This window comes from Leifsonia sp. Leaf336, from assembly GCF_001423695.1.
In the GTDB taxonomy this organism is placed as follows: Bacteria; Actinomycetota; Actinomycetes; order Actinomycetales; family Microbacteriaceae; genus Leifsonia.
Map to the genome: position 1 here is coordinate 1,653,586 of NZ_LMOZ01000001.1, position 22,024 is coordinate 1,675,609.

Genomic DNA, 22,024 nt, shown 5'->3' on the forward strand with positions numbered 1-22,024 from the left:
GAAGGAACAGCCTTACTTTGGCCGACCACTACGAAGTACTCGGCGTTGACCGCAACGCCACCCCCGACGAGATCAAGAAGGCGTACCGCCGGCTCGCGCGCGAGCTGCACCCCGACGTCAACCCGAGCAGTGAGGCGCAGGAGCGCTTCAAGCTCGTCACGCACGCCTACGACGTGCTGAGCGACCCGCAGCAGCGGCAGCAGTACGACCTCGGCGGATCCACCGGTTTCGGCGGCGCGGGAGGCCCGGGCGACTTCGCCGGCTTCGGCGACATCTTCGAGACGTTCTTCGGCGGAGGCGGCGGGGCCACCCGCGGCCCGCGGTCGAGGCGTGAGCGCGGCCAGGACGCCCTGCTGCGCGTGGAGGTCGACCTCGACGAGGTCGTCTTCGGCACGCACCGCGACCTGGAGGTCGACACGGCCGTGGTCTGCGAGACCTGCAACGGATCGTGCTGCCAGCCCGGCACCGCGCCGGTGACCTGCGACATCTGCCACGGCACCGGCAGCATCCAGCGCTCCGTGCGCTCGCTGCTCGGCAACGTGATGACCTCCAGCCCGTGCGGCAGCTGCCGCGGCTACGGAACGGTCATCGCCACGCCGTGCGTGACCTGCCAGGGCCAGGGCCGCGTCCGCGCCCGCCGCACGGTCCCCGTCGACATCCCCGCCGGCGTCGAGACGGGCCTGCGCCTGCAGATGCCCGGCTCGGGCGAGGCCGGCCCCGCCGGCGGCCCGAACGGCGACCTCTACCTCGAGATCAAGGTGAAGCACCACGATGTCTTCAGCCGCGACGGCGACGACCTCCTGTGCACGCTGGAGGTGTCGATGGCCGACGCCATCCTCGGCACCACCGCGACCGTGAAGGCGCTCGACGGCGACATCCGCCTCGAGCTGAAGCCCGGAACGCAGAGCGCAGACATCGTCTCGGTGAAAGACCGCGGCATCACGCACCTGCGCGGCAGCGGCCGCGGCGACCTGCGGGTCGGCATCCAGGTGGTCACGCCCACCAAGCTCGACCACAAAGAGAAGGAGCTGATCAAGAAGTTCGCGGCGACCCACCACAGCGCAGAGCCGTCGCTCGCGCGGTTCCAGCAGGGGCTGTTCGCGAAGCTCCGCGACCGGTTCCTCAACCTCTGACCGCGCGGCGCGACCGATGAGCTCTCTGTATCTGCGCGAAGACCTCGCCGAGGTGGAGGTCGGCGCGCGGCTCACCCTGACCGGCGCGGAGGCCAAGCACGCCTCGACCGTGAACCGCACCCGCCCGGGCGAGAGCGTGCTGATCGGCAACGGCCGCGGGCTCGTCGCCTCGGGCGAGGTGCTGGTCGCCACGAACAGTGAGCTCACCATCGACGTGGAGGTCGTGGAGCGCGTTCCGCGTGCCGAGCCGGTGATCACGCTGGTGCAGGCGCTCGCCAAGGGCGACCGCGACGAGCTCGCGGTGCAGGCGGCCACCGAGCTCGGTGTGGACGCGGTGGTGCCGTGGTCGGCCTCCCGCTCGGTCTCGCGGTGGGAGGGGCCGAAGGTGGCCAAGAGCCGCGACCGCTGGGCGTCGATCGTCCGCGAGGCGAGCAAGCAGTCCATCCGGGCGTGGACCCCGGAGGTCGGCGAGCTTTCGTCCACGAAGCAGGTGGCGGCCCTGGCCGCCACCCACCGGCTGCTGGTGCTCGAGCCGGGTGCCACGGAGGCGCTGACGTCGGTGCGGCCGGACGGGCGCCCGCTGGCGCTCGTGGTGGGTCCGGAGGGCGGGATCGCCCCGCAGGAGCTCGAGGCCTTCCGCGCGGCCGGCGGGGAGATCGTGCGGCTCGGCGACACGGTGCTGCGCACCTCCACGGCGGGTCCCGCGGCGCTGGCCGTGCTGAACGCGGCGCTCGGGCGCTGGTGACCCGCGACGACTGTCGGCCCGACGAATAGGATGGATGACATGGAGACAGGGGAGCGTTCGATCTTCTCGCGCATCATCGCGGGCGAGATCCCGGCCGACGTCGTGTTCGACAGCGAGCGGATCATCGCGTTCCGCGACATCGCGCCGAAGGCGCCGGTGCACCTCCTCGTGGTGCCCAAGACCGAGCGGTACCGCGACGTCGTGGAGCTGGCCGCGGGCGACCCCGCTCTGCTCGCGGAGCTGGTGGCGACCGCCAAGCAGCTCGCCGACGAGCACGCCGACGGCGATTTCCGACTGATCTTCAACACCGGTGCGGGCGCGGGACAGACCGTGTTCCACGTGCACGCCCACATTCTGGGCTCGCCCGAGGGCGGGCTCGAGGAAGGAAGCCTTGGCGACGAGTGAACCGACGCCGACCCCGCCCGCGGATGCGTCGGGCCCTGGAGCCCCGAGCGGCTCGGCCGAGGCGCGACTGAGCGTCGACGGAATCCAGATGGTCCGACTGCTCGGACCGCAGGACCGCCTGCTGACCACGCTGGAGCGCCAGTACCCGCTGGTCGACGTGCACGTGCGCGGCAACGAGATCAGCCTGACCGGCGACCCGACCCAGGTCGCGGCGGCGCGGGCGCTGCTCGACGAGCTGCTGCAGATGGTGCGCAACGGCCAAGACCTCGGCCCGGCGGAGGTCGCGAGCTCGGCGCGGATGATGCGCAGCGACCTGAACCTCAGCCCGTCCGACGTGCTGAGCCAGGCCATCCTGACGGCACGCGGCAAGAGCATCCGGCCGAAGACCCTCGGCCAGAGCCAGTACGTCGACGCGATCGACCACAACACGATCGTCTTCGGCATCGGGCCCGCCGGTACGGGCAAGACCTACCTCGCGATGGCGAAGGCCGTGCAGGCCCTCCAGCGCAAAGAGGTGAGCCGGATCATCCTGACCCGCCCCGCAGTGGAGGCCGGCGAGCGGCTGGGCTATCTCCCCGGCACCCTGACCGACAAGATCGACCCCTACCTCCGGCCGCTCTACGACGCGCTGAACGAGATGCTCGACCCCGACCTCGTGCCCAAGCTCCTCGCCGCCGGCACCATCGAGGTCGCACCGCTCGCGTACATGCGCGGCCGCACGCTCAACGACTCCTTCATCATCCTCGACGAGGCGCAGAACACGACGCCGGAGCAGATGAAGATGTTCCTGACGCGTCTCGGGTTCAACTCCAAGATGGTCGTCACGGGCGACATCACCCAGATCGACCTGCCCAATGCGGCGAGCGGCCTCCGGCTGGTCACGCGCGTGCTGAAGGAGATCGACGACATCCACTTCTCGCGGCTGACCAGTGAAGACGTGGTGCGTCACAGCCTCGTCGGCCGCATCGTCGACGCGTACACCGAGTACGACGCCCGCCAACAGGCCCGGCAGTACGAGCGCGACGAGGCGCGCGAGTTCGCCAACCGCGCCGAGCGCCGCGCCGGCACGCCTCGCGACCACCTCCCGAAACGACAGGGCCCCGCACGATGAGCATCGAGATCAACAACGAGTCGTCCGTCGAGGTGGACGAGTCCGCCCTCCAGCGCCTCGCCGGCTACGCGCTCGACATCATGCACGTGCACCCGGACGCCGAGCTGGCGATCGTGCTGGTGGACGAGGCGGCCATGGAGCAGCTGCACGTGCAGTGGATGGACGAGCCGGGACCCACCGATGTGCTGAGCTTCCCGATGGACGAGTTGCGCCCCGGAACCGAGGAGGAGCCGGCGCCCGCCGGGCTGCTCGGCGACGTCGTGCTGTGCCCGCAGGTGGCGCAGGTGCAGGCGGAGACGGCGGGCCATTCGCTGATGGACGAGCTGCTGCTGCTCACGACGCACGGCATCCTCCACCTGCTGGGCTTCGACCACGCCGAGCCCGCCGAGGAGCGCGAGATGTTCGGCATCCAGCGCGACATCCTCGTGGGGTTCTCGCGCTACGACCGACAGCGCTAGGCGCCTATGCTCGCGACCCTGTTCTTCGTCGTCGCCTTCGTGCTGGTGGCGTTCGGCGGTCTGATGGCCGCGGTCGATTCGGCACTCGCCGTGCAGTCGCGCGGCGACATCGCCGACCTCGCCGAGACCTCTCGCGCCAAGAAGTCGCTCGCGGCGATCGCCGAAGACCCCGGCCCGTACTTCAACGCGATCAACTTCAGCCGGATCATCGCCGAGACCACCGCAGCGGTGCTGGTGACGCTCGCGTTCGAGCAGATCTTCGAGGAGTGGTGGATCTCGCTGATCCTGTCGGCCGCCATCATGACCGGGGTGTCCTTCGTGCTGGTCGGTGTGAGCCCGCGCAGTGTCGGGAGGGCGAACTCGACCCTGCTGCTGCGGCTGACGGCGCCGCTCGTGCGCGGCATCCGGGTGATCCTCGGCCCGATCCCCGGTGGTCTGGTCGCGCTCGGCAACCGGGTGACCCCGTCGCGGGCGCGTTCGGCGCCGGTGACGAGCGAGGAGCAGCTGCTCAGCATCGTCGACGAGGCGGCCGAGTTCGACGTGCTCGAGGAGGACGACCGCGAGCTCATCCACTCGATCTTCGAGTTCAGCGACACGGTCGTGCGCGAGGTGATGGTGCCGCGCACCGACATGATCACGGTGGACATCTCGGCCGGCCTCGGCACGGCGATGGGCCTGTTCTTCTCGACCGGTGTCTCGCGGATCCCGGTCATCGACGGCGACCCCGACGACGTCGCCGGCGTGCTCTACCTCAAGGACGTCGCCAAGCTCAGCTTCGAGAGCGCGCTCGGCTCCGACACCCTGACCGTGGGAGAGCTGGCACGGCCGGCGCTGTTCGTCCCCGAGTCGCAGAAGGCCGACGCCCTGCTGCGCCAGATGCAGCGCGAGAAGAACCATCTCGCGATGGTCGTCGACGAGTACGGCGGGATCGCCGGGCTGGTGACGCTCGAAGACCTCATCGAAGAGCTCATCGGCGACATCTCGGACGAGTACGACCACGAGGTCGCCCTCGTGCAGGAGCTCGGCGAGGGCCGCTACCGGGTCGCGACCCGGCTGGGGATCGACGATCTCGGCGAGCTGTTCGACCTCGAGATCGAGGACGAGGACGTCGACAGCGTCGGCGGCCTGGTCGCGAAAGCGCTCGGGCGCCTGCCGGAGGTGGGGTCGACGGTCGCCGTGCACGGCCTCCGGTTCACGGTCGACCGCATCGACGGCCGCCACAAGCACGTGAGCACGGTGCTCGTGGAGCGCGACACGGCGCTCCTCCCGGAGCCCGAGGAACTGCAGAGCAAGACCGCGCAGAGCAAGACCGCGCAGATCAAGACTGCGCAGATCAAGACCGCGCAGATCAAGCACAAGGAGGCCCGCAGGTGACCGATTACCATGCCGGATTCGTTTCGTTCGTCGGCCGGCCCAACGTGGGCAAGTCGACGCTCACCAATGCCCTGGTGGGCGAGAAGGTCGCGATCACGAGTTCCAAGCCGCAGACGACACGCCGCGCCATCCGCGGCATCGTCCACCAGCGCGGCGGCCAGCTGGTGCTGGTCGACACCCCGGGTATCCACCGGCCGCGCACGCTGCTCGGCGAGCGTCTGAACACGCTCGTGCAGTCCACCCTCGGCGACGTCGACGTGATCGGCTTCTGCGTGCCGGCCGACGAGAAGGTCGGGCCGGGCGACCGGTTCATCAACGATCAGCTCGACGACTACCCGAACGCCAAGAAGGTCGCGATCGTGACCAAGATCGACGCCGCGGGCAAGACGCAGGTCGCCGAGCAGCTGCTCGCGGTCTCGGCACTGCGCGAGTGGGAGGCGATCATCCCGATCTCCGCCACCAGCCGCATCCAGCTCGACACGCTCACGACCGAGCTTCTCAAGCTGCTGCCGGAGTCGCCCGGTCCTCTTTACCCCGAGGACGCGATCACCGACGAGGGGCTGGAGGAGCGGATCGCGGAGTACATCAGGGAGGCCGTTCTGGAGGGCGTCGAGGACGAGCTCCCGCACTCGCTGGCTGTCACGATCGACGACATCATCGAGCGCGACGACAAGGACCTCGTGGAGGTCTACGCCAACCTTTTCGTCGAGCGCGACAGCCAGAAGGCGATCGTCATCGGCAAGGGCGGATCCCGCATCCGCGATGTGGGTGCGGAGGCCAGGAAGCCGATCGAGAAGCTGCTGGGCCGCAAGGTGTTCCTCTCGCTCCGGGTGAAGGTCGCGAAAGACTGGCAGCGCGATCCGAAGCAGCTCGGCCGCCTGGGATTCTGAGTCGTCGCGCCGGGTGCGCAGCCTGTACATCGGAAGGATGATTAGGCCCGCTGGATGCGGGACGGACCGGTGCGTACCCGTACCGTAGAAGCATGTCGGATCGCTCGCGGCTCCTGAGCGCGCTCGCACCGCACCGCTGGGTGCTCGAGCCCGCTCTCGCCGTCGTGCTCTTCGGGCTGTGGCTGCTGACCGGCCTCCCATTCGACCTCGCCGGCGCACTGGCCGCGCTGCTGTACTGCGCAGCCGTCGCGCTGTCGCGGGTACTGCCTGTCGTCGCGCTCGAGATCGCGTGGCTCGCGGTGATCGCCGAGCTCACCGAAGGCGGTTCGCTGCCGCTGCCGCACCGCCTCCTCGCCACCACGGCCGTCGTGATCGCGATCTTCGGCATCTCGTCGCACGGAGGCCGGGTCTCGCGGTGGTTCGCCTTCGCCTCGGCGATCCTCTGGGCGCCGGCGGAGGCCTTCCTGCTGACCGTGCGCGGTGACGTGAAGTTCCCCCAGTTCGGGCCGGTGATCGGCGGGTACTACACCAGCCAGGGCGTCGGCCTCTTGATGATGAGCCTGCTGCTGGCGGTGGTCTTCGTCACCGCCTGGCTGCTCGGCTTCCTGGTGGCGCGGCAGCGTGTGGCGTCGGCGTCCGCCTCGGGTGCGTCCCCGGCGGCCAGGCCCTCCGTGCTGGTCTGGCTCGCCTCGTCCGGCGCCGCTCCCCTGAAGGAGGGCGACGAGGAGCCGGGACTCGTGCGCCGGCTGACCCGGCGCCAGCTCACGTTCGACATCGGCGGCGCCGTCGCCTACGTCTTCTTCTGCCTGATCACCGACTTCGCCTCCAGTCTGATGCCGAACGCCAGCGGCCGGTCCACGTTCCTCGTGCTGATCGTGTTCGCGGTGGCCGTCGCAGTGCGGCGGATGTCCCCGGCCGTCTCCCTGGCCGTCGCGTGGCTCGCGGCCGTCGTGCAGATGACGACCGGGCACAACATCCTCGTCAGCGACGTCGCCGTGCTGATCGTGCTGTACGCGACGGCGCTCTACGGCGACAAGGTCGTGCGCTACGCGGGCCTGATCTCGGCCGGACTCGGCGCGCTGGTCGCTTCCCTCTATCTGACGCTGACCTCCGCCCTGGGCCAGGGCTATTTCAACCTGCTGTCGACGCAGCTCACCGGCCTGGCGCTGCAGTTCGCGTTCCTGTTCGTCGTGAGCGCCACCGTCCTCGGGCTGTCGTGGGTGCTCGGCCTGCTCGTGCGCACCTGGCGCAACGCGCGGGCTTCCCGGCACGCGCAGATCGCCGCCGAGCTCGACCGCAACCGCGCCGAGGAGGTCGTGGTCGTCGAGCAGGAGCGCACGCGCATCGCCCGCGACATGCACGACGTCGTCGCGCACTCGCTCGCCGTGGTCATCGCGCAGGCCGACGGAGCGCGGTACGCGCGCCACGCCGATCCCGACGCGGTCGACACGGCGTTGGAGACCATCGCCGCGACGGCGCGCTCCGCTCTGGTCGACGTGCGGGTGCTGCTGGCCGAGCTGCGGCAGAGCCAGCCGGAGGGACCGCAGCCGTCGCTCGCCGACGTCGACCACACCGTGGAGCAGGTGCGCGCCGCCGGCCTGCCGGTGACCATGGAACGTCGCGGCCAGCTCGACGGGCTCGGCTCGGCGCAGCAGATCGCCGCCTACCGCATCGTGCAGGAGGCACTCACCAACGCGCTCCGGCACGGAGACACCAGCAGGCCGGTCACCGTCGTGCTCGCCCAAGCGGGGCGCCCCGACGGCGCACCCGGCATCGCCATCACTGTGAGGAACAGCATGAGATCAGCACCGACGGAACCCACGACCACCGGATCGCTGCCCCGCATCGGGCACGGCCTCCCCGGCATGCGCGAGCGCGCAGTGCTGGCAGGAGGGACGCTCACGGCGGGTCCCGCGGCCGACGGGTTCCTCGTCGAGGCGTTCCTGCCCGTGGTCTCGGGAGTGCGCGCGTGAGCGCGCCGATCCGGGTCGCGCTGGTCGACGACCAGGCGCTTTTCCGGGCCGGGATCCGGATGCTGATCGGGTCGCAGCCCGACCTCGAGTTCGCGGGGGAGGCCTCCGACGGCCGGGAGGGCGTCGCGCTCGTACGCGAAGCGCGTCCCGACGTCGTGCTCATGGACATCCGGATGCCGGTCATGGACGGTATCGCCGCGACGAGCCGTATCGTCGAGGAGGCCGAGCGCGAGGGGCGGACGCCCGCGCGCATCATCGTGCTCACCACCTTCGACCTCGACGAGGCGGCGGCCCGCGCCATCCGCGGCGGCGCGAGCGGCTTCGTGCTCAAGGACGCCGAACCGGAGTTCCTGCTCGCGGCGATCCGCACGGTGCACGCCGGGAGCGCCGTCATCGCGGCGGGCGCCACCCGCGAGCTGTTCGAGTACTTCTCCGACAGCCAGCGGGCCAAGCAGGAGCCGGCCGAGTTCGCCTCCCTCACCGGACGGGAACGGGAGATCTTCGCGCTCGCGGCACGTGGGCTCAGCAACTCCGAGATCGCCGGCTCGGAGTATCTGAGCGAGGCGACGGTCAAGACGCACATCAGCAGGATCCTCTCCAAGCTGGGCCTGCGCGATCGGGTGCAGATGGTCGTCTACGCGTTCGAGCACGGGCTCACCACCCCAACGGCCGGCGACGCCGACTGAACCCGGCGCGTTTCACCTGTCGAATCATCCTGTGGTCGGACACATGATGACCCTGCAGCCGGATCCGCTCCCGTCCAGGGATTCTTAGCGTGGAGGTATGGACACTCCTCCCACCATGGTCGCGCGCGTGGACGCGGCGACGAAGACCTACGGATCCGGCCCGAACAGGGTCATCGCGCTCGACGACGTCACAGTGGGGATCCCGGCCGGCCGGTTCACCGCGGTGATGGGGCCGAGCGGTTCGGGCAAGTCCACCCTGATGCACGTCATGGCCGGGCTGGACACGGTCACCAGCGGCCGGGTGTTCCTCGGCGACACGGAGATCAGCGCGATGGGCGACGCGGAACTGACCGTGCTGCGCCGTCGTCGCGTCGGCTTCGTCTTCCAGTCGTTCAACCTCGTCCCGACCCTCGATGTGCGTGCCAACATCCAGCTCCCGTTCGAGATCGACGGCCGCCGGCCGTCGCTCGTGCAGCGCGAGTGGACGGACGGCCTCATCGAGTCGCTGGGCTTGAAGGACAGGCTGACGCACCGCCCGCACGAACTCTCGGGAGGCCAGCAGCAGCGCGTCGCGATCGTCCGCGCGCTGGCGACCCGGCCCGACCTGATCTTCGCCGACGAACCTACGGGCAACCTCGACTCGCGCACCGGGCGCGAGGTGCTGAGCGTGCTGCAGGAGGCCTCCCGCCTCCACGGGCAGAGCATCGCGATGGTGACCCACGACCCCGTCGCGGCGAGCTACGCCGATCGGATCGTGTTCCTCGCCGACGGGCGCGTGATCGCCGAACGCGAGCGATCGACCGCCGAGGAGATCTCGGCGTTCATGCTGGGCATGGAGGCGCGCGCGTGATCCGCGCGTTCCGCACGAACGCCCGGGATCACCGCGCGAGCATCCTGGTCGCGGCGCTGAGCTCGGCGTTCGGCGTCGCCCTGTTGGCGTGCACGAACGTGCTCGGCGCGTACATCGCCACCACGGAGGTGGGCGCCCACGGCTCTGCGCAGTTCGCGCTGGCGCTGGTCGCCGGGGTGTTCTTCGTGATCGCCGTCTTCGTGGGCGCCATCGTGACGACGAACACCTTCGCGACCGTCATCGCCGGCCGCACCCGCACCATCGCCCTCCTGCGCCTCCTCGGCTCGACCGCACGCGCCCAGCGTCGATCGGTGGCGGGGGAGGGCTTCACGGTCGGCGTGATCGGGGCGGCCTCCGGTGCCGTGATCGCGGTCGTGCTCGCCTTTGTCGCGGTCCGCGCGTTCGTGTGGGCGGGCGTCCTGCCCGACACCCTGTACCCGGTGCTCACGCCGTCGCTGCTGGCGCCGCCCGTCGTCGTGGTGCTCACGACGTGGTCGGCCTCCTGGATCGGCAGCAGGCGGGTGCTCGGCGTCGCGCCCGTTGAGGCACTCGGCGCTGCAGAGGAGCGGCCCTCCAGCGGCCTGCGCAGCAGGGGCCGGATCGCGGCCGCCCTGCTGCTGATCGTTCCCGGCGCCGCGCTCCTCGGCTTCGGGCTCGCGCTCGGCCTCGGACTGTTCGCCCGTGCGGACGCGACGCTCGCCGATTTCGGCCGCTACGGCGTGCTGATCGCGATGCTCGGCGGTCTGCTGTCGTTCACCGGCGTGATCGTCGCGGCTCCGCTGTTCTTGCCCGCAGTGCTGCGAGGGATCGGATCACTGCTCGGCCGGGGCGCCGCCACCCGGCTGGCCGCGGCGAATGCGCTGCGCAACCCGGAGCGGAGCTCGCGGACCGCGATCGGCCTCGTCATCGGCGTGACGCTGATCACCATGTTCGTCGTCGCCACGCAGACCTGGCTCGTCATCATTCGCGCGGCCGCCGCGAAGGAGCCGGAACTCTATCAGGGCACTGAGAGTGTGCTCACGGTCACGATGCTCGTTTTCAGCGCGCTCGTCGGGTTCTCGGCGGTGATCGCGGCGGTCGGAGTGGTCAACAGCCTCTCACTCGCCGTGCTCCAGCGGCGCAGAGAGCTGGGACTGCTGCGCGCGCTCGGACTGAGCGCGGCGCAGGTGCGCAGGATGATCCTCGCCGAGAGCGCGCAGCTCGTCGTGGCGGCTGTGCTCTGCGGGCTGCTGCTGGGCACGCTCTACGGCTGGCTCGGCGCCCAGACGCTGCTCGGGCAGCTGCCGGGGGCGGGACTGATCGCGCCGGCCGTGCCGTGGCCGTTCATCGGTGCGATCGTGGTCGCCGCGGCCGTGCTGGCCGTCGGCGCGTCCGTCGCTCCGACCCGGAGGGCGACGCGCGTCTCGCCCGTGGAGGCGCTGGCGGTCGACTGACGGCCTCCAAGTTTCCTGAACGCTCATCAAGCCTCAGCTCTCCGCAGGCTGAGTGCCCGATACTGATTGACCGGCGGCCCGACCCCGCCGCCCTGTCCTGCGCCGACTGCACCGCCGAGAGGAACCGCCCTGAACTGGCTCATGACCCTGAGGATCGACAAACCGCCGTTCCTCATCACCGTCGACGTCATCGCGGCGCTCCTCACCCTCTATCTGCTCGTCCGCCCGACGTGGCGGCGGGCGCTCGTGGGCGTGCTGGCGTTCGTCGGCGGTGGGCTCCTCGGGTGGTTCCTGGTCTGGCTGACCGACGACGTCATGAACATCTACGGCGTCGGTCTCACCCCGGTGACGACGATGTGGGTGGCGCTCGGCTTCGGCGGCATCGCGCTGGCGATCGCGAACTTCTTCCGGTCGCGGTGGTGGCGCAAGGTCGTCGCCGGCGTGAGCATGCCGGTGTTCCTGCTGACGGCCTTCGCCGGCGTGAACGTGGACTTCGGCGAGTACCGCAACCTCAACGACGCGCTGGGAGTCGTGCCGTACAAGGCGCTCGACCTCCACGCCGAGCGCGGGGAGGTGGTCGGCGGAACGGCCTGGTCGTCCTCCACGAACCAGGCGGACCCGCCCGCCAAGGGCGAGATCGGAACGGTCAAGATCCCGGCGACGGTCAGCGGGTTCCCCGCGCGCAAGGCCGTGGTCTATCTGCCGCCGGTCGCCCTCGGGCCGAATCCGCCCGCCCTGCCGGTGCTCTACGCGCTGTCGGGCCAGCCGGGAGCGCCCGCCGACATGTTCACGGCCGGCCGCGTCGGCGCCTACCTGGACGCCTTCGCCGCCAAGCACAACGGCTACGCGCCGATCGTCGTCGCGCCCGACCAGCTCGGCGGCCCCGGCCGCAATCCGATGTGCCTCGACTCGCGCGCGTACGGCAACTCGGCGACCTACCTGCTGAAGGACGTCCGCGACTGGGTCACCTCGCACCTGCGGGTGAGCAGCGACCCGGCGGCCTGGGGCGTGTTCGGCTACTCGCAGGGCGCGACCTGCGCCGTCCAGTTCGCCACGGAGCGCCCCGACCTGTTCGGGTCGGCGCTCGCCTCCTCCAGCGAGCTCGGTCCGACGCTGGGCAACGAGTCGCTGACCATCGCCACGGCTTTCGGAGGCTCGGCCTCCGCGTTCGCCGCCGCGCAGCCCGCCACGGCGATGAAAGCACACGCGCCGTACCCCGACTCGCTGATCGTGTTCGGTGCGGGCCAGAACGACGCCAAGTACACTGCTTTCGCGAAGACGCTGCACACCGATGCGCTCGCAGCGGGCATCCGCAGCGAACTCCTGATCTCGCCGGGGACGGCACACGATTGGAACACGGTGCGCTACACACTCACGAACGGCTTCCCCGCGGTCGCCGTGCACATGGGGCTGGCTCCGTGAACGACGCACTGACCGGGGGAGGGTCGCCGACAGGGGGAGCGCCCATGCACCAGGTGGAGGGCGGAGAAGCCGGGCCGCAGCGGGACGCCGCGACCCCGCAGTCGGCGCAGCTCCCGGCGCCGTCGGCGCCTCCTCTTTCGGGCGCCCTGGCCACGCTGCAGCGACTCGGCCGACTCGTCGCGAGCCACCCGTTCACGACCGGCCTGACGGCGCTGATTCTCGTTCTCGCGCTGGCGACCGGGCCGATCCACGGCCCGCACCGCCCGCTGCGCGTCTGGTTCGGCGCCGGGCCCGATCAGCTGCTCGACGGCCACTGGTGGTCGCCGATCACGGCCGTGCTCTTCACCGACAACCTCGCGGAACTGATCGTGGTGCTGGTGCTGACCGTCGCTCTGGTCGGCGCCGCCGAGAGGCTGATGGGCACCTGGCGCACGGCCCTCGCGTTCGTGGCGACCTCCGTCATCGGCATCGCGGCCGGCGTCGGCCTGCAGCTGCTCGGCTCGCAGACCGGCGAGATGTGGTCGCGGAACGTGCACCACCTGGTGGCCCTGGACGTGTTCACCGGCATCGCCGGGACGATCATGGCGGCCAGCGCTTTCGCAAGCACGCTCTGGCGCCGCCGCATTCGGGTGATCACCCTGCTCGTAGCGATCATGTACGTGCTCTATTCGGGGCTGCCGGCCGACCTCTACCGTCTGCTCGCCGTGCTCGCCGGCCTCGGGCTGGGAGTCGTGCTGCGGCCGCACGAGCGGGTGGCCGGCTGGCTCCGCAGCTCTCATCATGAGGTCAGGGTGCTGCTCGCGTCGGCCGTGACGATCACGGCGCTCGGTCCGGTGATCGGCCTCCTGACCCAGTCGCGGTTCGGGATGCTGTCCCCGATCGGCCTGTTGTTCTCCAACGATGTGCCCGATCGCGGCAGCGTGCTGGAACGCTGCCAGGCGTTCGCGGTCACCCGGAGCTGCGTGCACGACCTCACCCTGGAGCGGATCAACGGGTTCGGGCCGGTGCTGATCTCGGTCCTCCCGCTCCTAGTCCTCCTCGTCGCGGCCTACGGACTGCTGCGCGGGCGCCGGTTCGCGGTGTGGCTCGCGGTCGCGGTCAACGCGCTGCTCGCCCTGCTGTCCGCCCTCTACTTCGGCATCCTCCCGTTCGCCGACGCACGTCCGACGGTCTCGTCGCGGTACTGGGAGGTCACGGTCATCCTCGCGCTGTCGGCGCTCGTCCCCGCGGTGATGGCCGTGCTGCTCGTCGTGTACAGGCGGCACTTCACGGTGCTCGCGACAGCGCGCTCGGTGCGGAGGTACGTGCTGACCGTCGTGCTGACGGGAATCGGCCTGATCGGCTTCTACGTGCTCGTCGGCTGGCTGCAGAAGGACACCGGCTTCACCCGGCCGATCGACGTGAGCGACCTCCTGAACGACGTGCTCGAGCGGTTCATCCCGGTGAGCTTCCTGCGCCGCGAGCCCGTGCAGTATCTGCCGACCACGCCACTGGCGACGGTGGTCTACCACAACATCGGAACGGTGTTCTGGCTGGTCGTCATCGTCGCGGCCGTGCCCTTCATGTTCGGGCGCGGCGCGTGGCGACGCTCGAGCGGCGACGCAGGCCGGGTGCGCGGCCTCCTCGAGCGCGGAGGCGGCGACGCGATCTCGTTCATGGCCACCTGGCCCGGCAACACCTACTGGTTCGACTCCGCGACCGGGGGCGCGGTGGCGTACCGGGTCGTCGGCCGTGTGGCGCTGACGACCGGAGCGCCGTTCGGGGCACCCCGGAGCGAGCACGACGGGATCATCGAACGCTTCGCCCGCTTCTGCGACGACAGCGGCTGGATCCCGGTCTTCTACAGCGTCGACGCCGAGTACCAGCCGCTCTTCGACCGGCTGGGCTGGTCGACGATGACGGTTGCGGAAGAGACGGTGATCCGCCCGCAGCAGTGGGCGACCACCGGCAAGAAGTGGCAGGACGTCCGCAGCTCGATCAACCGCGCCCAGCGCGCGGGCATCCGCTCGGAGTGGACGACCTACGCCGCCCTCCCGCTGAGCACCGCCGTGCAGCTCTCGGACATCTCGGAGCAGTGGGTCGCCGAGAAGGACCTCCCCGAGATGGGCTTCACGCTCGGCGGGCTGGACGAGCTCCACGACCCGGCCGTGCGGCTGATGCTCGCGATCGACGAGGCCGGCAGGGTGGAGGGCGTCACCTCCTGGCTGCCGAGCTACCGGGACGGCCACGTCGTCGGCTGGACGCTCGACTTCATGCGCCGTCGGCCCGGCAGCATCAACGGCGTCATGGAGTTCCTGATCGCCGAGGCCGCCACGCGCATGAAGGAGGACGGCGTCGAGTTCATGAGCCTCTCCGCGGCCCCGCTGGCGCACACGGCCGGCACTCCCGACGACGCGAAGAGCGGCATGGACCGGGTTCTCGGGTACCTCAGCACGTCCCTCGAGCCCGTCTACGGATTCCGGTCGCTGCTCAAGTTCAAGCAGAAGTTCCAGCCGGAGCTGCACCCGCTGGTCATGGCCTACCCCGACCCGGTCGCGCTGCCCGCCATCGGCGTGGGCCTCGTGCGCGCCTACCTGCCAGACCTCTCGGTGCGGCAGGCGGCCGCGCTGGCGGTAGGACGCGGGTGATCGCCACGCGTGGTACCGTGGTTTCTGTGTACGGTCTGCTCCTCCTTAGCTGCCGCGACGAGTCCTAGTTCTGGGCCTCCCTCGTCGCGGAGTTCGTCGTTGGCTCTCCACACCACACCGCGAGGAGAAGACAGACCATGAAGAACACTCAGGCGCCGAGCGCCATGCCGATCCACAAATACCGGCCCTTCCACGAGCAGATCCGCGTCGAGCTGCCCGACCGCACCTGGCCCGCGAACCGCATCACGGCCGCGCCGCGCTGGTGCGCCGTCGACCTCCGCGACGGCAACCAGGCCCTGATCGACCCGATGAGTCCCGAGCGCAAGCGCATCATGTTCGACCTGCTGGTGCGCATGGGCTACAAGGAGATCGAGGTCGGCTTCCCGTCCGCGAGCCAGACCGACTTCGACTTCGTGCGCAGCCTGATCGAAGAGGGCGCCATCCCGGATGACGTCACCATCCAGGTGCTGACGCAGTCGCGCGAGCACCTGATCAAGCGCACGTACGAGTCGCTGGTCGGCGCCAAGCAGGCCATCGTGCACCTCTACAACTCGACGAGCATCCTGCAGCGCGACGTCGTCTTCCGCACCGACCAGCAGGGCATCATCGACATCGCCCTCTCCGGTGCGCGGCTCTGCAAGCAGTTCGAGTCGCTGGTCCCCGGCACCGAGATCTACTACGAGTACTCGCCCGAGAGCTACACCGGCACCGAGCTGGAGTTCGCGGCCGACATCTGCAACCAGGTGCTGGAGGTCTTCGAGCCGACCGCTGAGCGCAAGGTCATCATCAACCTCCCGGCGACCGTCGAGATGGCGACGCCCAATGTCTACGCCGACTCGATCGAGTGGATGTCGCGCCACCTGAACCACCGCGAGAACGTCATCCTCTCGCTGCACCCGCACAACGACCGGGGCACGGCCGTGGCCGCCGCCGAGCTGGGCTACATGGCCGGCGCCGACCGCATCGAGGGCTGCCTGTTCGGAAACGGTGAGCGCACCGGGAACGTCGACCTGGTCACGCTGGGCGTCAACCTGTTCACGCAGGGCATCGACCCGCAGATCGACTTCAGCGACATCGACCAGATCAAGCGGACCGTCGAGCACTGCAACCAGCTGCCGGTCGGTGAGCGCAGCCCGTGGGGCGGCGACCTGGTCTTCACGGCGTTCAGCGGCTCGCACCAGGATGCGATCAAGAAGGGCTTCGAGGCGATGGCCGCGCAGGCCGAGCGCGAGGGCGTGTCCGTCGACGACCTGGTCTGGGCCGTGCCCTACCTGCCTGTCGACCCGAAGGACCTGGGCCGCAGCTACGAGGCGGTCATCCGGGTCAACTCGCAGTCCGGCAAGGGCGGCGTCGCCTACCTGCTGAAGAACGACCACGCGCTCGACCTGCCGCGCAAGCTGCAGATCGAGTTCTCCGGCGTCGTGCAGGCGAAGACCGACGCCGAGGGCGGCGAGGTGACGAGCGGCGAGATCTGGTCGATCTTCCAGGACGAGTACCTGCCGGCGCCCGACTCCAACCCCGACGCCAAGTGGGGCCGATTCGAATTGGGCAGCACGAGCACGACCAACGAGACGGGCGAGCACGTCACTCTCACCGTCGCGCTGCGCGACGGCGACACCGTGTCGAAGGCCACGGGGGAGGGCAACGGCCCGATCGCCGCGTTCTTCGACATCCTGAACGCCCGCGGCATCAACGCCCACCTCTACGACTACTCGCAGCACACACTGTCGGCGAGCGAGTCCGCGCAGGCGGCGGCCTACGTCGAGCTGGACGTCGACGGCGTGCGCCTGTGGGGCGTCGGCATCGACGGCGACACGACGACCGCGTCGTTCAAGGCGGTCGTCTCGGCGGTCAACCGCGCGGTGCGCGCGTCGGCCGGCCATGCCGCAGAGGCCGAGCTCGTCGGCGCCTGAGCCGCTGCGCTGACTGAACCGCTACGCAAACGGAGGAGATCCCGGCGAAATTCGCCGGGATCTCCTCCGTTCACTGCGTCTCAGCCGCTCACGCGGGCGGATCTCCTCCGTTGTCCGCGGGCCGGTCGTCGATGCGGTAGCGCGGGATCGCACCTGTGTCGGTGCGCTCGTCGGTGTGCTCGGCGCTGGGCCGCCTCCCGAAGCCGAATGCCATCCACCGTGGCGCCCGCAGCCTCCCGAGCTCGCGCTGTTCCGGGAGGCTCCAGCCGAAGCGAACGGCCAGCAGTCGGATGACCAGCGTGACCAGGACGCAGACGACTGCGGCGACGGTGAACGGCGTTCCGAAGTCGACCAGCAGCACCAGGACGATCGTTCCCGCGCCCGCCGCGACCGCATAGAGCGAGCCGACGTGCATCAACGCGATCGGGAGGTTCAGGAGCATGTCGCGCAGGATCGACCCGCCGACGGCCGAGACGACCCCCACGAACACGGCAGGCACCTCCGGAAGCCCGAGCGCCAGCGCCTTCGTGGCACCGATCGCGCCGAACAGCCCGATCGTCAGCGCGTCGAGGAAGGTGATGATCGGGTCGAGCCGGCGGAACAGCCGCACCAGCAGCATTCCGAGCAGGGCGGCCACGACCGTGGCCGGCAGGTACCAGTTCGACTGGAGGGCGACCGGGGTGACGTTGAGCAGGAGGTCGCGCAGGAGGCCGCCGCCCACACCCGTCGCCACGCCGATGATCGCGACGCCGAGCAGGTCGAGACGACGGTCGCGGAAGCCGGAGGCGAACATCGCGCCCTGGAGGCTGCCGACACCGACGGCGACCAGGTCGCCCCAGAGCGGGATCGAGAACGCGGCGGTCGTCACCCGTCACTTCTATCACGCCGGAAGGGCCGTCTTGAGCAGGGCGGGGCGGATGAGGCGCGATACTGGAGGGGTGCCTGTCTACCGTGATGAAGTCGTCGTGCTTCGAACCCACAAGCTGGGCGAGGCCGACCGCATCGTCACGATGCTGAGCAGGCAGCACGGCAAGGTCCGCGCGGTCGCCAAGGGCGTCCGGCGCACGGCGTCGAAGTTCGGTTCGCGCCTGGAGCCGTTCATGGTCGCCGACGTGCAGCTGTACGAGGGCCGTTCGCTCGACGTCGTCACGCAGGCCGAGACGATCGGGGCGTACGGCACGCTCATCGCCGACGACTATGCGAGCTACACCGCCGCCAACGCGATGGTGGAGGCCGCAGACCGGCTGACCGACGCGGAGGCGTCGCTGCAGCAGTACCTCCTGCTGGTGGGGGCGCTGCGGTCGCTGTCGCGTCGCGAGCACGGCCCGCAGCTCACCCTGGACTCCTACCTGCTGCGGGCGCTCTCGCTCGCCGGCTGGGCGCCGAGCTTCCTCGACTGCTCCCGCTGCGGCGCTGTCGGACCGCACGACCATGTCGTCGTCCAGCTCGGAGGCGTCGTGTGCGACGACTGCGCGCCGCAGGGTGCTCCGCGGATCGATCCGGCGACCATCGCGCTTCTCGGCGCACTGCTGACCGGCGACTGGGCGATGGCCGACGCGTCGGACGACAGCACGCGGTCGAAGGCGAACGGCCTCGTCGCCGCCTACACCCAGTGGCATCTGGAACGCGGCCTGCGCTCCCTGCAACACATTCAGCACGACCAGAAGGCGAGCGGATGAGCCCCAAGCCCTACACGCACCCGGATGCGGTGGCATACCGCCCGCTCGACTGGACAGGCATCCACCCCCCGGCGTTCTCCGCCGGCGCGGTGCCCGAGCACGTCGCCCTCGTGATGGACGGCAACGGCCGGTGGGCGAACCGCCAGGGACTCACCCGCATCGAAGGTCACCGCGCGGGGGAGGCCGCCCTGCTCGATGTCGTCGCCGGCGCCATCCAGGCCGGGGTCAAGCACCTGAGCGTGTACGCCTTCTCGACCGAGAACTGGAAGCGCTCGCCCGACGAGGTGCGGTTCCTGATGGGGTTCAATCGGGAGGTGCTGCACCGCCGCCGCGACCAGCTCAACGAGTGGGGCGTGCGGGTGCGCTGGGCCGGCCGCAAGCCGCGGCTGTGGTCGTCCGTGATCAAGGAGCTGCAGGTCGCGGAGCGGATGACGGCGGGCAACGACGTCCTGACGCTCACGATGTGCGTGAACTACGGCGGCCGCAACGAGATCGCGGACGCCGTGCGCACGATCGCCGAGGAGGTCGCCGCCGGGAGGCTGAAGCCGTCCGCGGTGGGGGAGAAGACCATCCAGCGCCACCTGTACCTGGCCGACATGCCCGACGTCGACCTGTTCGTGCGCAGTTCGGGGGAGCAGCGCACCAGCAACTTCCTGCTCTGGCAGAGCGCCTACGCCGAGATGGTGTTCCTCGACACGCTTTGGCCGGACTTCTCGCGCACCGACCTGTGGAATGCGATCGACATCTTCGCCCGGCGCAACCGGCGGTTCGGCGGCGCGGTGGACACGCCGGACGATGTGGCGCTCTGACCTGCCGGAATATCTGCAGCACTGCAGCGTTGCCCCTCTCGTGAGCGAACCCATCAAGATCGACATCTGGTCCGACATCGCGTGCCCGTGGTGCTACATCGGAAAGCGCCGCTTCGAAGGCGGAAGCAGCCTCTTCGCGGAGGCCGGCGACGGCCGTGCGGTGGAGGTCGAGTACCACTCGTTCGAACTGTCCCCGGACACCCCGGTGGACTTCGACGGCACCGAGATCGACTTCCTCGCGGGCCACAAGGGCATCCCCGCCGAGCAGGTGCACCAGATGCTGGACCGCGTGACCGGCATCGCGTCCTCCGTCGGACTCGACTACGACTTCGACGCCCTGAAGCACACCAACACGGTCAAGGCGCACGAGCTCCTGCACTTCGCGAAGGCGAACGGCAAGCAGCTCGAACTGGCGGAGCGCCTGTTCCGCGCGTACTTCGTGGAGGGCGGCCACGTCGGCCGCGTCTCCGACCTCGCCGACCTGGCCGCAGAGGTCGGCCTCGACCGAGACGCCGCGCTGGCGGCGCTCGAGTCGGGCGAGTACCTCACCGCGGTGCGCGACGACCAGCGCACGGCCACGGAGTTCGGCATCAACGGCGTGCCGTTCTTCGTCATCGACGGCCGCTACGGTGTCTCGGGCGCTCAGGAGTCCGCGACGTTCGCGCAAGCTCTCGAGCAGGTCTGGACCGAGCGCGCCGGCTCGGCGGAGCCGGCCGGCGCCGGTGCGGAGGCTCGGGCATGAGCGCCGGCGCGCCTGCCACCTCCCCCGCGGGTGCCGGCGCAGCCGCCCGGACCACGGTGAGCGCCGACGAGCTTGCGCCCGGCACCGCACCGGCCGTTGGGTCACCGCGGATCGCCCTCCTGGGAGACCCACTCGCGGCGACCTGTGACGGCGACGCCTGCGCTGTCCCGTCCTGACGACAAGGGACGCAACACGCCGTTCTAGGCGCTTCTTTACGGCGAGTTGCGTCCCCGGTCGGCAAGCGCTGCGCGCACGCGCGCAACGGCTAGCGCTGCTCCGTTCTCGAGATGCGATCGATTGATGCGGATGACTCGCCAGCCTGCCGCTTCGAGCGCCCAGATCCGGTCGATGTCGCGGTGGTACTGGAGCTCCATAGTGCGATGGTGATCGCCGTCGTACTCGACGACGATCTGGCGCTCGACGTAGACAAGATCGCCGTGAAGCTCGATTCCGGATCCGATCGGTATGGGACGGTTCACAACCGGTTCCGGTAGACCTGCGTCGATGAGCCGCAACCGGAGGAGGGTCTCCATCGCGGAATCCGTGTCTTCACGCACGCGCGCGAGTGCGGCGCGAAGCTCACCAGCTCCCGGCCGGTTGCGGGCGATCTGCGCTGCGGCGGCGAGACGGGCGACGCTGGATAGCGGATTCTTCCGGCGCACGCAGGAATCTCCGGCCACGATGAGCTCCTCGACGGTCAGCATTGCCGCCAGCTGGCACAGGACCTGTTCGACCCGCGGCACGCGCATCCCGCGATGAACCTGGACCATCTCCGCCCCCAGCGAAGACTTGTGACCGACCACTCCCTTTCCGCGAGGCGCGCGCCCGCCGTTGAGCGCGGCGACATGGAGGTCGGCGCTCTGCTGCACCCGCCAGGGGACGGAGAGCCCGTAGATCAGCGCTGCGGTCACATGACTGAAGCACTGGCTCGGCTTCATGATTGCGCGATAGGCCACGCAACGCGACCGGAAGCCGCCGTCGAAGTCGACCACCGGCACGCGGCTGCCGTGGAAGGGCGCGAGCAGGTCCGATCTGCGGAGGCGGGGCGACGAGACGCCCGCGGCGGTGGCCGCCATGACGGAGAAGGCGGCTGAGCGCTGAATCGGCGGAAGTGGTTCAGGGTGGCGCATTCCCCCAGCATCGCAACGCGATTGCCGCGAACCGACGTTCTCCACAGGCGACGATGCGGAGGGGGGTCGCAACACGCCGTTAACGCAGCGCGATAGCGGCGTGTTGCGACCCCGCTGCGAACACGCGCGCAGTGACCCCGGCTAGTCGGGGTCGGTGATGTCGGCGACGGTGGCGGCGAAGCCCGCCACGAGGGCGTCGGCGTCGACGAAGAGGGAGTAGCCGTGCTCTCCTGCGCCCATCGAGACGGTACGGCCGGCGACGGTCTCGTCGGCGATCACCGGCCACGCGGTGGTGCTGCCGAACGGCGTGATCGTCCCGCGTTCGTAGCCGGTCGCGGCGAACGCGACCGACGCATCGGGCAGCTGCAGCTTGTTGACGTGCAGGATGGCGCGCAGCTTGGGCCACGAGATCTTGCGTCCGCCGGGCACGAGTGCGAACACGAAGGTGTCGTCGCTGCGCTTCACCACGAGCGTCTTCACGATGTCGCCGGGCTGGATGCCGAGCAGCTGCGCGGCCTCCTCGAGGCTGCGGGCGGCCGGTCGCTCGACGATCCGCACCGGGATGCCGCGGGAGCGGGCATCGTCCTCCACACGCCGGCGTCCGGCGCGATCTTCCACAGCTTCCGGGCTCTCGGCCATGTATC

20 protein-coding genes are annotated in these 22,024 nt (G+C 70.0%); 17 read left to right on the forward strand and 3 right to left on the reverse strand.

Going from position 1 to position 22,024, the window contains the following annotated elements; all coding sequences use genetic code 11:
• The first annotated feature begins 17 nt into the window (after positions 1–17).
• The 14 genes from dnaJ (at position 18) to leuA (ending at position 17,020) form a co-directional block, all read left to right on the forward strand.
• Entirely contained in the window at positions 18–1,133 is a 1,116-nt protein-coding gene (gene dnaJ / locus ASF88_RS07935) for a molecular chaperone DnaJ (RefSeq protein ID WP_055916156.1), read from the forward strand.
• 16 nt (positions 1,134–1,149) lie between these two features.
• Positions 1,150–1,878, forward strand: a complete 729-nt coding sequence (locus tag ASF88_RS07940; protein ID WP_055916160.1) for a 16S rRNA (uracil(1498)-N(3))-methyltransferase — start codon at positions 1,150–1,152, stop codon at positions 1,876–1,878.
• 39 nt (positions 1,879–1,917) lie between these two features.
• Complete coding sequence (locus tag ASF88_RS07945; protein WP_055916162.1) at positions 1,918–2,283, forward strand: histidine triad nucleotide-binding protein; 366 nt, start codon at positions 1,918–1,920, stop codon at positions 2,281–2,283.
• 88 nt (positions 2,284–2,371) lie between these two features.
• Complete coding sequence (locus tag ASF88_RS07950; RefSeq protein ID WP_235493363.1) at positions 2,372–3,394, forward strand: PhoH family protein; 1,023 nt, start codon at positions 2,372–2,374, stop codon at positions 3,392–3,394.
• Positions 3,391–3,852 carry an rRNA maturation RNase YbeY gene (ybeY, locus tag ASF88_RS07955; protein WP_055916166.1) on the forward strand — a complete coding sequence of 154 codons (462 nt, stop codon included), beginning with the start codon at positions 3,391–3,393 and terminating at the stop codon, positions 3,850–3,852. Before ASF88_RS07950 ends, ybeY begins: the two co-directional genes overlap by 4 nt.
• 6 nt (positions 3,853–3,858) lie before the next feature.
• On the forward strand, positions 3,859–5,226 hold the full coding sequence (locus ASF88_RS07960; RefSeq protein WP_055916167.1) for a hemolysin family protein: 1,368 nt from the start codon (positions 3,859–3,861) through the stop codon (positions 5,224–5,226).
• On the forward strand, positions 5,223–6,116 hold the full coding sequence (era, locus tag ASF88_RS07965; RefSeq protein WP_055916169.1) for a GTPase Era: 894 nt from the start codon (positions 5,223–5,225) through the stop codon (positions 6,114–6,116). Before ASF88_RS07960 ends, era begins: the two co-directional genes overlap by 4 nt.
• Before the next feature lie 92 nt (positions 6,117–6,208).
• Positions 6,209–8,089 (forward strand): sensor histidine kinase, encoded by a 1,881-nt coding sequence (locus ASF88_RS07970; RefSeq protein WP_055916172.1) that lies wholly within the window; start codon positions 6,209–6,211, stop codon positions 8,087–8,089.
• On the forward strand, positions 8,086–8,775 hold the full coding sequence (locus ASF88_RS07975; protein WP_055916174.1) for a response regulator: 690 nt from the start codon (positions 8,086–8,088) through the stop codon (positions 8,773–8,775). Before ASF88_RS07970 ends, ASF88_RS07975 begins: the two co-directional genes overlap by 4 nt.
• Before the next feature lie 97 nt (positions 8,776–8,872).
• The gene (locus tag ASF88_RS07980) at positions 8,873–9,625 is read left to right on the forward strand and encodes an ABC transporter ATP-binding protein (protein ID WP_055916910.1); all 753 of its coding nucleotides are present in this window, start codon (positions 8,873–8,875) and stop codon (positions 9,623–9,625) included.
• Entirely contained in the window at positions 9,622–11,058 is a 1,437-nt protein-coding gene (locus ASF88_RS07985; RefSeq protein WP_157498253.1) for an ABC transporter permease, read from the forward strand. The genes ASF88_RS07980 and ASF88_RS07985 overlap by 4 nt, the downstream gene beginning before the upstream one ends.
• A gap of 141 nt (positions 11,059–11,199) precedes the next feature.
• Complete coding sequence (locus ASF88_RS07990; RefSeq protein WP_235493334.1) at positions 11,200–12,480, forward strand: alpha/beta hydrolase; 1,281 nt, start codon at positions 11,200–11,202, stop codon at positions 12,478–12,480.
• Positions 12,477–15,107 carry a bifunctional lysylphosphatidylglycerol flippase/synthetase MprF gene (locus ASF88_RS07995; protein ID WP_235493335.1) on the forward strand — a complete coding sequence of 877 codons (2,631 nt, stop codon included), beginning with the start codon at positions 12,477–12,479 and terminating at the stop codon, positions 15,105–15,107. The genes ASF88_RS07990 and ASF88_RS07995 overlap by 4 nt, the downstream gene beginning before the upstream one ends.
• Before the next feature lie 137 nt (positions 15,108–15,244).
• Entirely contained in the window at positions 15,245–17,020 is a 1,776-nt protein-coding gene (leuA, locus tag ASF88_RS08000) for a 2-isopropylmalate synthase (RefSeq protein ID WP_055916176.1), read from the forward strand.
• A gap of 88 nt (positions 17,021–17,108) precedes the next feature.
• Here leuA and ASF88_RS08005 read toward each other — a convergent pair whose 3' ends face one another.
• Positions 17,109–17,888 carry a trimeric intracellular cation channel family protein gene (locus ASF88_RS08005; RefSeq protein ID WP_055916178.1) on the reverse strand — a complete coding sequence of 260 codons (780 nt, stop codon included), beginning with the start codon at positions 17,886–17,888 and terminating at the stop codon, positions 17,109–17,111.
• A 70-nt stretch (positions 17,889–17,958) separates the two neighbouring features.
• Between ASF88_RS08005 and recO the strand changes: the two genes are divergently transcribed.
• Genes recO through ASF88_RS08020 form a run of 3 tightly spaced genes read left to right on the forward strand, consistent with a single transcriptional unit; the run spans position 17,959 to position 20,250 of the window.
• Positions 17,959–18,699 carry a DNA repair protein RecO gene (recO, locus tag ASF88_RS08010; RefSeq protein ID WP_055916180.1) on the forward strand — a complete coding sequence of 247 codons (741 nt, stop codon included), beginning with the start codon at positions 17,959–17,961 and terminating at the stop codon, positions 18,697–18,699.
• Positions 18,696–19,508: an isoprenyl transferase gene (locus ASF88_RS08015; RefSeq protein WP_055916182.1), complete on the forward strand. Its 813-nt coding sequence runs from the start codon at positions 18,696–18,698 to the stop codon at positions 19,506–19,508. Before recO ends, ASF88_RS08015 begins: the two co-directional genes overlap by 4 nt.
• Positions 19,509–19,548: 40 nt before the next feature.
• Complete coding sequence (locus ASF88_RS08020) at positions 19,549–20,250, forward strand: DsbA family oxidoreductase (protein WP_055916183.1); 702 nt, start codon at positions 19,549–19,551, stop codon at positions 20,248–20,250.
• Between the two features lie 212 nt (positions 20,251–20,462).
• Here ASF88_RS08020 and ASF88_RS08025 read toward each other — a convergent pair whose 3' ends face one another.
• Both ASF88_RS08025 and ASF88_RS08030 read right to left on the reverse strand, forming a co-directional pair.
• Positions 20,463–21,380, reverse strand: coding sequence for an endonuclease domain-containing protein (locus tag ASF88_RS08025; protein ID WP_082518800.1), 918 nt, complete (start codon positions 21,378–21,380; stop codon positions 20,463–20,465).
• Between the two features lie 141 nt (positions 21,381–21,521).
• Positions 21,522–22,019 carry an aminoacyl-tRNA deacylase gene (locus ASF88_RS08030; protein WP_055916187.1) on the reverse strand — a complete coding sequence of 166 codons (498 nt, stop codon included), beginning with the start codon at positions 22,017–22,019 and terminating at the stop codon, positions 21,522–21,524.
• Positions 22,020–22,024 lie beyond the last annotated feature (5 nt).

What these genes read in the sequence shown, in the direction of transcription:
- ASF88_RS07990 (WP_235493334.1), top strand. Translation starts at nt 11,200, where the DNA reads ATGACCCTGAGGATCGACAAACCGCCGTTCCTCATCACCGTCGACGTC.
- ASF88_RS07950 (WP_235493363.1), top strand. Translation starts at nt 2,372, where the DNA reads ATGGTCCGACTGCTCGGACCGCAGGACCGCCTGCTGACCACGCTGGAG.
- ybeY (WP_055916166.1), top strand. Translation starts at nt 3,391, where the DNA reads ATGAGCATCGAGATCAACAACGAGTCGTCCGTCGAGGTGGACGAGTCC.
- ASF88_RS07980 (WP_055916910.1), top strand. Translation starts at nt 8,873, where the DNA reads ATGGACACTCCTCCCACCATGGTCGCGCGCGTGGACGCGGCGACGAAG.
- ASF88_RS07945 (WP_055916162.1), top strand. Translation starts at nt 1,918, where the DNA reads ATGGAGACAGGGGAGCGTTCGATCTTCTCGCGCATCATCGCGGGCGAG.
- ASF88_RS08015 (WP_055916182.1), top strand. Translation starts at nt 18,696, where the DNA reads ATGAGCCCCAAGCCCTACACGCACCCGGATGCGGTGGCATACCGCCCG.
- ASF88_RS07960 (WP_055916167.1), top strand. Translation starts at nt 3,859, where the DNA reads ATGCTCGCGACCCTGTTCTTCGTCGTCGCCTTCGTGCTGGTGGCGTTC.
- ASF88_RS08025 (WP_082518800.1), bottom strand. Translation starts at nt 21,380, where the DNA reads ATGCGCCACCCTGAACCACTTCCGCCGATTCAGCGCTCAGCCGCCTTC.
- leuA (WP_055916176.1), top strand. Translation starts at nt 15,245, where the DNA reads ATGAAGAACACTCAGGCGCCGAGCGCCATGCCGATCCACAAATACCGG.
- ASF88_RS07970 (WP_055916172.1), top strand. Translation starts at nt 6,209, where the DNA reads ATGTCGGATCGCTCGCGGCTCCTGAGCGCGCTCGCACCGCACCGCTGG.
- ASF88_RS07940 (WP_055916160.1), top strand. Translation starts at nt 1,150, where the DNA reads ATGAGCTCTCTGTATCTGCGCGAAGACCTCGCCGAGGTGGAGGTCGGC.
- ASF88_RS08030 (WP_055916187.1), bottom strand. Translation starts at nt 22,019, where the DNA reads ATGGCCGAGAGCCCGGAAGCTGTGGAAGATCGCGCCGGACGCCGGCGT.